The organism is Corallococcus sp. AB038B, assembly GCF_003668955.1.
Lineage (GTDB): Bacteria > Myxococcota > Myxococcia > Myxococcales > Myxococcaceae > Corallococcus > Corallococcus exiguus.
In genome coordinates, this window is record NZ_RAWO01000001.1 from 706451 (window position 1) to 720464 (window position 14014).

The window sequence follows — 14014 nt, forward strand, 5'->3', positions numbered from 1 at the left end:
CCCCACGGTGCAAGTTGCCGGGGTCGGGTCCACCCACGTCGGAGGGTGTGGGCGCTCTGCGGGCCTCAGGCCCTCACTGTTTCACGGGCGTGACAGGGGACGGGATGAGGATGAGCTGTTCCTGGGGTGGGTTGAGGTATTCGGCGCCGGTCTCTGTGACGACGGCCATCTCCTCCACGGAGAGGATGCGCAGCGCGTCCGGGCTGCTGCCGTCCTTCCACGCGTAGAACCCGTCGAACGCGAACACCTGTCCGGGCTGGAGCTTGCGCAGCGCGGATCCCGAGGGCGGCTTGCCGGACGCCGCGCCGGACAGGGCGGGGCCCGCGTCATGCGCCCAGTAGCCCACGGGATGGCCGGTGCCCCACATCACGGGCTCGGAGCCCGCTTCACGCATCCAGTCGCGCTGGGCCTTGTCCACGTCGTAGCCGCGCACGCCGGGCTTCATCGCCGCGAGCGCGATGCGGCTGCCCTTCTTCGACTTCTCCCACTTCGCCAGCGCCTCCGCGGGCGGCTGCTTCTCCCCCGGCGCCAGCACGTACGCGAAGCGCTGGATGTCCGTCACCCACGTGCCTCCCACGCGGATGCCGAAGTCCGTCTGGATGAAGTCCCCCGGCTGGATGACGCGGTCGGTGGCGTTCGAGTGCCCGCGCGTGGGCCCGCTGTTCACGTTGGGGTTCTGGTCCGGCTGCCACCCGTCACCCACGCCCAGCTCCGCGATGCGCTTCTTGAGGAAGCGCGCCACGTCCGAGTCCCGCGTCTTGCCGGGCACCACGGTGCGGTACGCCTCCTCCTCCAGCTTCGCGGTGATGTCCGCGGCCTTGCGCATGATGTCCACCTCCTCGGGCGTCTTCACGGACAGCCACTCGGAGACCAGGTCCTCGGAGGACACCAGCTTCTTGCGCAGCGCGGGGGACAGCGCCGCCTCCAGCTTCGCGCGCTGCGTGGCGGACAGGCCGTCCGCGATGGACATCCGCTCCGATGAATTGATGGCCACCTTCGTCGGCTTCGCCTGGGTGAGGCGCGCGGCGATGAGCGCGTTCACGTCCGCGCCGCGCTCGAAGGCCACCACCTCGTCCACCACGCCCATGTCGCGAAGCGCGGTGGCCTCGCCCTCGGGGGAGAGCGCGGTGGAGCGCAGCGAGTCGCCGTCGCGCAGGAACAGGAACGCGGCGGTGCCTCCCGCGTTCTCTCCGCCCACGTGGGCCGCGAGCGGATCGTTGTCATTCTCACGGCAGAGCACCACCCACGCGTCCACGCCCGCGCGGGCCATGGCCTGGGGCAGCAGCTTCTGGAGGCGCTCCTTGCGCACGCGAGGCCACGCGCCTTCCGCGGCGGGAACGGCGGGCGCGGCGTGCGCGAGGGAGGCAGCGAGCAGGGCGGAGAGGAGGACGGGCCGGACACGCGTCATGGATGCGCTCTTCCTGGTGGGGGGAGGGCGCGGATTGTTTCACGGCCACGCCGCGCGACAACCCACATGCCGTGCACCGCGCAGGTGCTTCACCCGGAAGTCCCGGAATCACAAGAGACATGTCCGGGACGTGGGCCTGTTCGTGGATGGACATGGCCCTGCCCCCGGGTCTCGGGCGCGGATGGCTGTCTGTCATTGCGCCGGGACCGCCGGGAGGGCGCGAACGGCGCCAAGGCTTGCGACCGTGCGCGTCGTCTCCAACCCCGGAGTCGCACATGCGTGTCGAAGAAATGAGTTCCGCCGCGGAGTACGTCCAGGGCAACGAGGACCGGGAGCTGCGACGGTTGATGCTCCAGGCCCAGGTGTACGCGCCGCTGACGGAGGGAGTGCTGCGCGGAGCCGGCTTGAAGCCCGGCATGCGCGTGCTGGACGTGGGCTGCGGCGTGGGGGACGTGTCCATCCTCGCGGCGGAGCTGGTGGGCCCCACGGGCGAGGTGGTGGGCGTGGACCGCGAGGCCCGCGTCCTCGCCTGCGCCCAGCGTCGCGCCGGGTCGCAGGGCTTGGGCCACGTGCACTTCCAGCAGAGCAGTCTGGAGTCCCTGCCCGTCGGCGCCCCCTTCGACGCCATCGTCGGCCGGCTGGTGGTGATGTTCCAGCCGGACCCGGTGACGTTCGTCCGCCGCATGGTGGAGCACCTGCGCCCCGGCGGCGTGCTGGCGCTGCACGAGCTGGAGCTGGCGGCCATGGGCATGGCGCACCCGAAGCTGCCGCTGTTCAACCGCGTCTGGAACTGGATGCTGCCCACCTGCGAACGCGTGGGCATCAAGGTCCACATGGGCCTGGAGCTGGTGTCCACGCTGCGGCGGGCCGGGCTGGTGGTGGATGACGGCGTGGTGGGCGGGCGGCTGGGCGTGACGCCGGACGCGGAGACCACGCACGCCCTGGTGGAGACCGTGCGCACGCTCTTGCCCCACATGGAGCGGCTGGGCGTGGCGCTGGCCATGGAGGTGGACATCGACACGCTGGCCGCCCGCCTCACCGCCGAGCTGCGCTCCAACGGCGGCGTGCTGGTGCCCAGCCTCATGGTGGGCGTCTGGGGCCACCGTCCAGGCCCTGTCTAGCGCCGCCGTCTTCGCACGACTTCACGAGCGGCGGGGGAGTGGGTCGCTTAGAGTGGCCTCATGGCAAAGACGGCATCCCGCAAGTCCCCCGCGAAGGCCAAGAAGCAGCCCGCGCGCCCCGCCGCGCCCGCGAAGACACCGGCCCGGCCAGTGAAGGCGAAGGTGGAGAAGGTGGAGCCCCGTCGCGCCTCCGCCTCCTCTCCGAAGCCCCCCGTGCTGGAGGCCGAGCCCGTCTTCGACTCCGGCCCCGTGGCCGACCCCCGCGAGTCCACGCCCAAGAGCCTGCCCGCGGGCGAGCCGAAGGGCCGGGTGCTGCCCTTCGAAATCGACCCGGCCCAGCTGGAGGCTGGCTTCCAGAAGCTCCGCGGCGAGCTGGTCCACTGGACCAACAAGGGCCGCTACACCAAGGTCCGCTTCAAGTTCCGGGGCAAGCAGCTGCTGCCCGACCTGCCCCTGGCCGCCGTCGTCGCCGCGGAGGGCCTGTCGTTCTACTGGGGCGGCATCCTGCGCGTGCTCGTGGCCAACGTGGTGGGCAAGAGCGTGTTCGAGGTGGAGCTGGTCAACGACGCGGACAAGCGCGTCCAGGCGGGCCGCGAGGCGCTCCTGTCCGGCGACGTGGACCAGGCGCTCACGCTGTTCCGCGAGGCGCTCGCCATGGACCGCGACAACGCCTCCGCGCACCTCAACGTGGGCGTGGCCCTGAGGCTCCGCGGCGACCGCGAAGGGGCGCTCGCCGCGTTCGAAACCGCGAAGGCCAAGGACCCCGAGGGCGGTGTGGGTGCGGAGGCCGAACGGCTGGCCGCGAACCTCCGTCCGAAGGCCTGAAAAACAGGCCCGAAGAGCACCCCGGAATCAGCCTCCGGTGGGGCTGAAAACGCACCGCCCGGATGTTCCCTCCGGGTGCCCCGGAAAGGCCCTTTCCGACCCCTGGAACCGGGCGGGCGGGCAGCCGGGGCGAATCCCCCCTGTTTCCCTTATTGACTGAGGGAAATCCGGGGGTTACGAACACTCTCCCATCGGGCGGAGCCCCCCACGTGAGGGGCCCGTCCGCACCTTCCAGAGCCCATGGCTGACGACACCACCGACACGCCGGCAACGCCCCCCGCGCCTCCTCCGTCGAGCGGCGCTGGAGAGCTCATTCCCATCAACATCGAAGACGAGATGCGCCGCTCGTATCTCGACTACTCGATGTCCGTCATCATCGGCCGCGCGCTGCCGGACGTGCGCGACGGCCTGAAGCCCGTCCACCGTCGCGTCCTCTTCGCGATGAACGACCTGGGCAACCTCCACAACCGCGCCTACAAGAAGAGCGCGCGCGTGGTGGGTGACGTCATCGGTAAGTACCACCCGCACGGCGACTCTTCCGTCTACGACGCCATGGTGCGCCTGGCGCAGGAGTGGAGCCTTCGCTACCTGCTGGTGGACGGCCAGGGCAACTTCGGCTCGGTGGACGGCGACTCGCCGGCGGCCATGCGTTACACGGAAGTGCGCATGGAGCGGCTGGCGGAGGACCTCCTGGGGGACATCGACAAGGAGACCGTCGAGTTCGGCCCCAACTACGACGACTCGCTGGAAGAGCCGCTCGTCCTGCCGGCCAAGTTCCCCAACCTCCTCGTCAACGGCAGCAGCGGCATCGCGGTGGGCATGACCACCAACATCCCGCCGCACAACATGAACGAGGTCGTGACCGGGACGCTGCACCTCATCGACAACCCGGACTGCACCGTCCTGGACCTGATGGAGTTCATCGAGGGCCCGGACTTCCCTACCGCCGCCATCATCACCGGCCGCGATGGCATCCGCCGCGCCTACGAGACGGGCCGCGGGGCCATGACCATCCGCGCGCGCACGGAGATTGAAACGAACAAGAAGGGCGACCGTGAGGCCATCATCGTCACGGAGATCCCCTACCAGGTGAACAAGGCCCGGCTCATCGAGAAGATCGCCGAGCTGGTGCGTGAGAAGAAGCTGGAGGGCATCAGCGACATCCGTGACGAGAGCGACCGTCAGGGCATGCGCATCGTCATCGAGCTCAAGCGCGACGCCATCAACCAGGTGGTGCTCAACAACCTCTTCTCCATGACGCAGATGGAGACGACGTTCGGCGCGGTGATGCTGGCCATCGACGGCGGGCAGCCGCGCACGCTCAACCTGAAGGAGCTGCTGGACCGCTTCATCGCGCACCGCCGCGACGTGGTGACGCGCCGCACGCGCTACGAGCTGCGCAAGGCGCTGTCGCGCATGCACATCGTGGAAGGCCTGCTCGTCGCGCAGGACCTCATCGACCTGGTGGTCAGCCTCATCCGCGCGTCGCGTGACCCGGATGAAGCGCGCTGGGGCCTGATGAACATCCTGTCGCCGGAGCTGTACACGCGCGAGCGCTTCCAGAACCTGGACCGCATCGACTACGCGAAGGCCAAGGCGCAGATGGAGCTGCTGGTCAGCCGCGCGCGCAACGAGGAGCCGGCGTACGGCGGCCTGGAGCACAAGTACGAGGGCGCGGGCTTCAGCGAGGACCAGGCGCAGAACATCCTGGAGATGCGCCTGCAGCGCCTCACCGGCCTTCAGCGCGAGGAGCTCTTCAAGGAGCTGATTGGCCTGGTGCGGGACATCGCGCGCCTGCGGGACATCCTCGCCAACGAGAAGAGCCTGCTCTCCGTCATCAAGGCGGAGTTGATGGAGATCCGCGAGCGCTACGGCGACAAGCGCCGCACGGAGATCACCGGCGCGGTGGATGACCTCACCCGCGAGGACCTCATCGCGGAAGAGACGATGGTGGTCACGCTGTCGCACACGGGCTACGTGAAGCGCTCGCCCCTGTCGGAGTACCGCGCGCAGAAGCGCGGCGGGCGCGGCAAGACGGGCGCGGGGACGAAGGAGGACGACTTCGTCACCAAGGTGTTCGTGGCCAGCACGCACGCGTACCTCATGCCCATCACCACCAAGGGCAAGCTGTACTCGCTGAAGGTGCACCAGATTCCGCAGGGCAGCCGCACGTCGCGCGGCAAGGCCATCGTGAACCTGGTGCAGTTCGGGGAAGGGGAGCGGCTGGCGCAGGTGCTGGTGACGCGCGACTTCCCGGAGAACCGCTACGTCTTCTTCGTCACGAAGAAGGGCGTGGTGAAGCGCACGGACCTGAGCGCGTTCGAAAGCGTCCGCGCCAGCGGCATCATCGCGCTGGGCATCGACGAGGGCGACGAGCTGGTGGGCGTCATGATCACCGACGGCACCAAGGACATCCTCCTGTCCACGGCTACCGGCATGAGCATCCGCTTCAAGGAAGAGGATGTCCGCTCCATGGGCCGTCAGGCCTACGGCGTGAAGGGAATCACGCTGGAGGACGGCGACGAGGTGGTGGGCGCGGACCTCCTGGACAAGGAGCCGGAGGAGGGCCAGGCGCCCGCGGAGCAGAGCAGCGCCATCCTCACGGTGACGGAGAACGGCTACGGCAAGCGCACCGAAGGCGCCGAGTACCGTCAGCAGGGCCGCGGCGGCAAGGGCATCATCGACATCAAGGCCACCGAGCGGAACGGCCGCGTGGTGGGCGTGGTGCAGGTGAAGGACAGCGACGAGGTGATGATCGTCACCAACGGCGGCATGCTCATCCGCATGAAGGTGAAGGAGATCTCCGTCATCGGCCGCAACACGCAGGGCGTGCGCCTCATCGCGCTGGAGAACGGCGAGGAGAAGGTGATGGCCATCTCCAAGCTGCCCGAAGGCGAGGAGTCCGAGGAGGAGGAGACGGAGACCACCTCGCCGGTGGAAGGTGCCGGCGCCGAGGCTTCGTCGGAGGCCGCGCCGGTGGAGGCCGCTTCGCCGGAGGCTCCGGCGGACGAGTCCGGCTCGCCTGGCCCGGAAGGTGAGCCTGGCTCGGAAGGCTGAGTCCAGGCCGTAGAAACACGGGAGGGCCGGGCACGGGACGCGGGATGCGCGCTCCGGGACCCGGCCCTCTTCGTTGGTGCAGGGGACTATTTCTGGGTGAGGTCCTTGGGCACGGTGAGGCCGGCGGTCTTCTCGTCGATCCAGAAGATGTTCATCACCCACCAGCGCTGGCCGTCGTTGAAGAGCTGGATGCTGTTGACGCCCTTGGCGATGAGCGGCCCGTCTTGCGTGCCGCGCGCCTCATAGGTGCTCATGACCTGCACCAGCGCTCCGAAGCCGTGCGTCTGGCGAGCAATCTCCTTCTCGAAGAAGCCGTGCGTCGCGGTGCTCTCCTGGCCCCACGTCACGTAGTCCTCCGGGGTGATGGGGCGGGCCGCCAGCGTGGTCGCCCCCGCCGGCTTCCCCAGCGGGATGAGCTGGGCGCCTGGATAGAAGAGGGAGCGGAAGCGCTGCCAGTCGCGTGCCGCGCCCGCCGGTCCGCTGATGACGTCGTAGAGCGCCTTGAGGATGGCGTCCTGGGACTTCACGTCCTCGGGCTTTGCCTTGGGCAGTTGGGCGAGCGCGGCCTGGGTGCGCTCCGCGGAGGCCTTGATCGGATTTGGCTTCTCCGGAGCGGCGGGGGCGGCCGCGGCCTTGGGCTGTGACGGAGGCGCAGCGGGGGCCTGGGCGAAGGACGCGGTTCCCAACAGGACGGCACAAGCGACGAGCAGGCGCGACATGGGGACTCCCGGAAAAAGGGGAAGGCGAAGAGCCTAATCCCACGGCGCGGAAGCCTCGCTGGGATTCCCCTCCGCGGAGCGCGCCGCACGAACCTGTCCGACAGTCGGACACGTTAGGACCGGGCCGGGCGGCCGGTGCTTGGCCCGGCCGGTGCCGCACCGTAGTGTGCCCGCCGTCATGGCCTTCCTTTCGCTCGATGCCCTCACCCTGAAGTTCCTCGGTGCCGCCGCCCCCGCGGTGCGCGACGTGTCGCTGGCGCTGGAGCCCGGGGACGCGGTGGCGCTGATGGGCACCTCCGGCTCCGGGAAGACGGCGCTGCTGCGGCTGGTGGCGGGCCTGGAGCAGCCGACGTCCGGCAACATCACGCTCGCGGGCCGCGTGGTCGCCGGGCCGGACGTGTTCGTGCCCCCGGAGCAGCGCCCGCTGCGCCGCGTCCTCCACGACGCGGAGCTCGAATCCGGCCTCACCGTGCGCGACGTGGTGCTGGGCGTGCAGCCCAAGGGCGAAGGCCTGGCGCACGCGCGCGGCATGCTGGCGCTGTTCCAGCTGGAAGACCTGGAAGCGCGCACCTGCGGAACACTCTCCCGGGGACAGCGGCAGCGCGTGCTGCTGGCGCGCGCGCTGGCCTCCGGCACGAAGCTGCTGGTGCTGGATGAACCCTTCGCCGGCATGGACGCCGGTCTGCGCGCCAACGTCCTCGGAGAGTGGCGCCGCGTGCTCAAGGCGCGAGGCACCGCGGTGCTCTTCGCCACGCACGACGTTGGGGACGCGCTGGCCTTCGCGGACCGGCTGGTGCTGCTGCGCGGGGGCACGGTGGAACAGCAGGGCGCACCCGAGTCCGTCTACGAAGCGCCGCGCAGCGCCTTCGCCGCGTACTTCCTGGGCGGCACCAACCTGCTGCCCGGTTCGGCCTTCGGCCGCGTCGCGCGCACGGCGCTGGGCAACCTGCCGCTGAGCACGGAGGCGCGCGGCGAGGTGATGCTCTCCCTGCGCCCGGAAGCGCTGCGGCTCGTCCCCGACACGGACGGCGTCGCGGTGGGCGGAGCCCTGCGAGCGGAAATCCTGGAGCGCGCCTTCCGGGGCGCGCACGTGGACTTCACCGTGTCCTGCGCGGGCATGGCGCTGGTGGTGCGCGCCGCCTCCTCGGCCCCTTTTCGCGAGGGCAGCCGCGCTCGCCTGGAGGTCGCGGGCCGCGCGGACGTGCTGGAGGAGACATCTGGCGCCGCCCGCTAGCACACCAGGCGTGCAAGCGCCCGGCACGGATGGTGCAATCACCCGCGTCCCCCATGCGTAGGGAGGGGTATGAACATCGCAGGCCTTCGAGGAATGGGAACCCGCTTCTTCCACTACGTGCGCGACCCTCGGGTGGCGACGTGGCGCAAGCTGTCCGGGCTGCTGGCCGTCCTGTACTTCGTGTCGCCCGTGGACGCGATTCCGGACTTCATCCCCGTGTTCGGCTGGCTGGACGACCTGGGCGTTCTATCGGCCGCCGCCTTCTTCATGGTGCGCGAGGTCCAGCGCTGGCGTCCCGCCCCGCCCGCCGGTGAGCCGGCGTTCGACGGACTCCCGCGTGACGAGCAGGGCCAGACGCGCGTGCCCACGCTGCGCCGGCACTCCTAGCCGTCAGTCGTTGCCGCCGCGGCGGTCCTCGAAGTGCACGAAGTCGATGAGGAACGTCGCGGCCACCACCAGCGTCCGCACGTGCGGGTCGTGCAGGCCGTTGAACCGGACGCCGAAGTTGTCGGCGTCCGTGAACATCTCCTTGCCGAACCCGCTCCATTTCTTCGCGATGGTCCCCACCTCGCGGCCCTGCTGCTCCACGTTGAACGTCCAGGGCCTGAAGAACGGCCCGCTCAAGTGGGCCAGCTCTTCGTCGTTGGGCCCGAGCACGTCGTAGGCGCGGGTGAAGAAGCGGAAGCGCTGCTGGATGGCGCCCAGGTGGCGTCCCTCTCCGTCCTCCACCTCCAGCCGGGACAGCCAGAAGCGCCACGGGCGGCGCAGCCGCAAGAGCGTCTCCCCGCGCGCGGACTTGAGCTCCATCGTGAAGGGCCGCTTCGCCTTGAGGAAGCCGCGCAGGAGGAACAGGCCCAGCCCGCTGCCCACCTCGCCCGCGAAGAAGAGCGGACGTCCGTCGTCGCCCACCACCTCGTAGCGGTTGCGGCCCTCGAAGCCCGTGAGGATTTCGCCCCACTCCTTCACCTGCCGCACGCGCAACGTGTGCTCGTCACGCAAGAGGGTCAGCGCCTGGGACTCGTCGGGCATGGGCGGCTCCGGAGGCAACGGAACAAAGCGGGCAGCTTAGGGCTAGAACTGGCCCAGCACCGCCAGCCCCAAGCCGCCGTGGCGTCCCAGCGTCGCCGGGACGACGGACACGGTGGGGACGTCATCCGGCGCATCGAAGTCGCGCGTGAGGAACGTCGCGGTCCCCAGGCCGGCCAGCACGCCCACGGCGGTGCCCACCAGCAGCGCGTCCCCGTGGTCGCTGTCCAGCGCCAGGAACATCGCGCTCAAGCCCACCAGTCCGCCCAGGATGCCGCCCGCGTCGATGAGCAGCACCCGGCCCTGGGAGATGTCCAGGTTGCGCCCCACCAGCGCGAAGGTGAGCAGGCCCGCGCCCACCACGCCCTGCTCGATGGCGATGAAGTCGCGCGTCTCACCGCTCTGGGTGGCCATCACCAGCCCCGCCACCACGCCCGCCCACAGGCCGCCGGAGTTCGCCAGCGACACCTGGCCCGCGGTGGGGCGCGCGAACTCCGCCACCAGGATGCCCAGGCCCGTGAAGCCCAGCGCCCCCGCCATCACCGCCCCCGTGGAGCTCTCTCCCTCCAGGTCGAACGAGCTTCCGGACGCAAGGCCGTAGCCGAAGCCCCACACCGTGCCGGAGTTGATGGCCGCCGCCTGGCCCCGCGTCAGCCCGCTCCGGGTGGCGAGCATCGAAATCGCCGCCCCCGCGCCGCCGCCCAGGAGCGCCACCGCCACGTACGCGCGCCCGTCCTGGCAGTTGGAGATGGAGCACAGCATGACGCCCTGGGTGATGCCGTGCAGCGTCTGCACGACGGTCAACGACGCCCGGGCCTGCTGCGACGGTCCCTCCTTCGAAGTCACCCCTGGCTCCGCCACCACCGGCCGCGCCAGCGTGTCCTGCGCCAGCCGCGCGCCCGGCTCCATCCGCGTCCGCGCCAGCCGCGCCAGCTCCGGTGCGTACGGATGCCCGGGGCACACCTGCATCACGTGCTCCAACAACTCCAGGGCCTGCGCCTCCTGTCCGCGCACCAGCGCGTCGAAGCCCGCCGCGTAGTCGGACTCGGCGGCGCAGGCTTCGTCACTCGCCACGAGCGGTGGCGCGGAGACGGGCCCGGAAGACGTAACGGCGGGAGGTGCCGCGCCTTCCCGGGGCGAAGGATCGGGCTGCGCTGCGACGAGGACGGCCAGGAAGAAGGGCGCGAGGAACATGCAGGCGCCCACCCTAGTCACCCCCGCGGAAAGACGGGAGACCCGGGACCCCGGTCCTCCTGGAAAGGAGGCACGGGGGCCCGGGTGACGCCACGTGACGGCCTACCGCGTCGCCAGCGTCTCCATGTGCTGGCGGAGCGCGGCCATGTCCCCCAGCCGTCCGTCCAGACCCGGAAGGGGCTTCGCGGCCTGCTCGATGCGGCCCCGCGTACGCGGACCCGCCGCCACCAGCCACGCCACACCCAGCGCCAGCTCCGCCACGTCCGGCGCCTGGCCCAGCTGCGAGGCCAGCGCGAGCAGCGCGTCCACGGCCTTCTTCACCTGCGCGCCGTGCAGCGGGTGGCTGCTGGTGATGCCCTCGCGCAGGAGCACCAACAGCACCCGCGCGGTGGCGCGAGCCTGCCGCACCGGCTCCGGTCCTTCACCCGTGCCGGCCCACAGCCCGTTCGCCAACTGCTGGCCCAGGATGCCGCCCACGTCCTCGGTGGGGATGGACGCTTCCGCCACGGACAGGGGCAGGACCTCCTCCTGCTCGTAGACCACCTCCGCCTTCTCCTTGACGACGCGCTCCAGCTCCGGGGCGGACTCCATGACGCGAGCGTCGGCGGCCTTGCGCGGCTTCGCGGCGGACATCAGCCGGTCGAAGAGGCCGCCCTTGTCCTTCTTCGCGCTCTTCGCGGACTCCTGCTCCCTGCGCTCCATGGGCGCGCTGGCGCCCCCGGGCCCGGAGCCATCCGCGAACTCCGCCTGGAAGGACGACCCGGTGGTGGGCTCCGGCCCCAGGTCGCGCGCGGGAGCGGGCGAGGGCGCGGACAGGCGCGGAGGCGGCGGGGGCACCGCGCCACCCCGGGAACGGCCGACCGCCCCGGGCATCCCTCCAGGCGCGGGCATCGACTTCGAAGCCATCCGCTTCATCACGGGCGCCCGCGCCGGCGGGAGCGCGTCCACGAGCCCGCCCTCCGGCACGTGCTCGTCGTCCTCGTCCCGAGCGGCCTGGTTGAACATGCTCCAGCCCACGGGTGCGTTCACCGGCACCACGCGCGTGTCCGGCGTGCCGGACGCGCGGCGCTCGCCCTGGCGCTCCTCCACCACCACGAAGGACGTGTACTGCGTGGCCAGCTGGTGCTCGACGGCGAGCCGAACGATGCGCTCCTTCATCGCCTCCGCGCGCCGGCCCACCAGCCCCGCGTCCATCCAGCCCCGGATGCGCTCGGCGGCCCACAACTTCTCCACCACCGGCCGGTCCGACTGCGCGGGCAGATCCAACCGCACCGTGAGGGAGAAGGGCTCCCGGCCCGACTTCCCCTTCAGCGTCACGCTGCCCGTGCCCGCCTGCGCATAGCGCCCGAAGAGCGTCCACGGCGTGCCATCCACCAGCGGCGGCAGCGTGGCCGGCGCCAGCTCGCTGGCCTCCACACCGTCGAAGCGCACCTCCAAATCGGTGACGCGCGGCGCGAGTGCCCGCGAGAACTGCGCCACCACCTTCTCGTCGATGCGCTCTCCTGGGTGGATGAACTCCACCGCGCCGTCCGTGCGCCGCGCCAGGTCGCGCAAGAGCGCGTCGCTCACGTTGGTGCCGATGCCGAACGAGAACACCCGCCCCGTCCCGCGTGCCGCGAGCACCGCGTTGAGGATCTCGTTCTCGTTGCCCACCTGGCCGTCCGTCAGCAGCACCACCACGCCGTCCGGCGCGGCCTTCATCGCGGTGACCATCGGCTCCAGCAGCTCCGTGCCGCCGTAGGCCCTCAGCCCCGCGACCCACGCGTCCGCCTGCTCCAGCGTGCGCTGGGTGAACTGCACCGTCTGCGGAGAGAAGGAGCGGAACGAGTTCTCGAACGCGACGACGTTGAAGCGGTCGCCTTCACGCAGGTGGCGCAGGCACAGCCGGAGCGCGGCCTGGGCCTGGGGCAGGCTGTCGCCGTCCATGGAGCCGGACGTGTCCACCACGAACACCACTTCCTGTCGGGGCGGCGTCGTCGCCAGGTTCAGCAGGTCCGGCACCACCGTGAGCGCGAACGTGCCGGGGCCTTCCGCCTTCCGGTGGGTAACCACGGGCGTGAGCATCACGTCCGGGTTGGCGTTGCGCATCGTGAGCACCACGTCGCGGTCCAGCGCCACCTCGTTGCCCGCGAAGTTCTTGAGGTGCGAGTCGCGCTGCAGGGTCACCCGCGTGCGGGTGCCGTCCTTGGTGGCGGTGATGCGGTGGGACGGGCTCTCCACCACCACGTCACGGCCCACGTCGATGAGCAGGTCCATGCGCAGCCCGTAGTCCACGTTCATGCTCGTGGGCGGGGAGATGCGGTCCGCGTCCGGCACCCGCGTCGTGGGGGCCGCGCTGCCGTGGCCGGTGCGGTCGCCGTGCACCGCGCCGGGCATGTACCGGGGCGCCACCAGCGTGGGCAGCATCCAGCGCACGCTGCCTTCTTCCGCGGTGAGCGTCTGCAGGAACTCCACCTCCACCAGCGTCTCCTCACCCGGCAGCAGGTTGCCCACCTGCGCGGTGAAGACGTTGGCGCGCTCCTGGTCCAGCAGCGCCGCGCCGTGACCTTCGGTGATGGCGTCGTCGTAGGCGCGGAAGGCCGCCTCGCGCTCCTTCACCACACCGGCCACGCGGCGGCCCGCGCAGGTCATGGAGAAGGCGCTGAGCGTCGCGTCGGAGGGCAGGGGGAAGGTGTAGATGGCCTCCACCGGCTTCTTCTCGTCGTTGCGGTAGCGCTGCGTCACGCGCACCCGCGCGTGCCCCCCGAGCAGCTCACCGGAGACTTCCACTCCCTGCAGGGGCACCTGGGCCCCGTCCCGCGTGAACAGCCCACACTTCGCCTGCTCGTTCATGACTGCTTTCCTTCCTCGGACTCCAGAATGAGGGCGCGCACCCGCTCCGCCAGCGCCCGGACCTTCGCTTCCGCCTGCTCCGACACGTGCAATTCCAACCCCGGCGCCAGGAGCCAGCGCTGGTAACGCGCCACCTCCACCGTCGGGTCTTTTCCCGGCCGCTTCGGGGGCATCCGGAGGACGTCTTCCGGTACCGGCAACGTCCCCGAGCCCACCGGCGACTCCGCCAGCCGGCGCAGCTCCTCCGGCGACAACCGCAAGAGCTCCGCCTGGATGGCATCCAGTGGCAGGAACCTCGCCTGGAGCACCCGGATGGCCTTGAGCCGCACCCGGTGCTCCTCTCCGTAGACCGTGTCCGGCCCCTTGAAGGGCGGCGCGGGCAGGAGGCCCCTCTGGACGTAATAGCGGACCGTGCGAGGCGAGATGCCCACCTCCTCCGCCAGCGCGGTCAGCTTCCACTCCGTCTGTGTCTTGGGCGTGCTCACGAACCTGACAGTAGGTTGTGACAGTTGCAGTGTCAAGACGTCGGTGGCGATTTGTCAGTGGTGGTGTCGGGATGCAGGGGGTGGCGGCCGGGCGGGCGGTGGGACAGAAGGGG

The 14014-nt window shown here is 70.7% G+C and carries 11 protein-coding genes; 5 read left to right on the plus strand and 6 right to left on the minus strand.

Annotated elements, in window-relative coordinates; translation table 11 throughout:
- Nucleotides 1-73: 73 nt before the first annotated feature.
- Complete coding sequence (locus D7Y04_RS03010) at nt 74-1408, minus strand: Xaa-Pro peptidase family protein (RefSeq protein WP_121758242.1); 1335 nt, start codon at nt 1406-1408, stop codon at nt 74-76.
- 275 nt (nt 1409-1683) lie between these two features.
- Here D7Y04_RS03010 and D7Y04_RS03015 point away from each other — a divergent pair, with 275 nt between their 5' ends.
- The 3 genes from D7Y04_RS03015 (at nt 1684) to gyrA (ending at nt 6411) form a co-directional block, all read left to right on the plus strand.
- Entirely contained in the window at nt 1684-2529 is an 846-nt protein-coding gene (locus tag D7Y04_RS03015; protein ID WP_158620589.1) for a class I SAM-dependent methyltransferase, read from the plus strand.
- A 60-nt stretch (nt 2530-2589) separates the two neighbouring features.
- Nucleotides 2590-3354, plus strand: coding sequence for a tetratricopeptide repeat protein (locus tag D7Y04_RS03020; protein ID WP_121758243.1), 765 nt, complete (start codon nt 2590-2592; stop codon nt 3352-3354).
- A 240-nt stretch (nt 3355-3594) separates the two neighbouring features.
- Nucleotides 3595-6411: a DNA gyrase subunit A gene (gyrA, locus tag D7Y04_RS03025; protein ID WP_120594672.1), complete on the plus strand. Its 2817-nt coding sequence runs from the start codon at nt 3595-3597 to the stop codon at nt 6409-6411.
- An 86-nt stretch (nt 6412-6497) separates the two neighbouring features.
- Here the strand turns inward: gyrA and D7Y04_RS03030 are convergent, their stop codons facing one another.
- A complete protein-coding gene (locus D7Y04_RS03030; RefSeq protein WP_121758244.1) occupies nt 6498-7130 on the minus strand; it encodes a nuclear transport factor 2 family protein in 633 nt (210 codons plus the stop codon).
- A gap of 178 nt (nt 7131-7308) precedes the next feature.
- Between D7Y04_RS03030 and D7Y04_RS03035 the strand changes: the two genes are divergently transcribed.
- On the plus strand, nt 7309-8364 hold the full coding sequence (locus D7Y04_RS03035) for an ABC transporter ATP-binding protein (RefSeq protein ID WP_121758245.1): 1056 nt from the start codon (nt 7309-7311) through the stop codon (nt 8362-8364).
- Between the two features lie 93 nt (nt 8365-8457).
- Nucleotides 8458-8751, plus strand: coding sequence for a YkvA family protein (locus tag D7Y04_RS03040; protein ID WP_120594675.1), 294 nt, complete (start codon nt 8458-8460; stop codon nt 8749-8751).
- Between the two features lie 3 nt (nt 8752-8754).
- Here D7Y04_RS03040 and D7Y04_RS03045 read toward each other — a convergent pair whose 3' ends face one another.
- The 4 genes from D7Y04_RS03045 to D7Y04_RS03060 form a co-directional block, all read right to left on the minus strand.
- A complete protein-coding gene (locus D7Y04_RS03045; RefSeq protein ID WP_120594676.1) occupies nt 8755-9393 on the minus strand; it encodes a phospholipid scramblase-related protein in 639 nt (212 codons plus the stop codon).
- A gap of 42 nt (nt 9394-9435) precedes the next feature.
- Nucleotides 9436-10584, minus strand: a complete 1149-nt coding sequence (locus D7Y04_RS03050) for a hypothetical protein (protein ID WP_120594677.1) — start codon at nt 10582-10584, stop codon at nt 9436-9438.
- A 102-nt stretch (nt 10585-10686) separates the two neighbouring features.
- Complete coding sequence (locus D7Y04_RS03055; RefSeq protein WP_121758246.1) at nt 10687-13416, minus strand: VIT domain-containing protein; 2730 nt, start codon at nt 13414-13416, stop codon at nt 10687-10689.
- Nucleotides 13413-13901 (minus strand): MerR family transcriptional regulator, encoded by a 489-nt coding sequence (locus D7Y04_RS03060; protein ID WP_120594679.1) that lies wholly within the window; start codon nt 13899-13901, stop codon nt 13413-13415. The genes D7Y04_RS03055 and D7Y04_RS03060 overlap by 4 nt, the downstream gene beginning before the upstream one ends.
- Between the last annotated feature and the right edge of the window lie 113 nt (nt 13902-14014).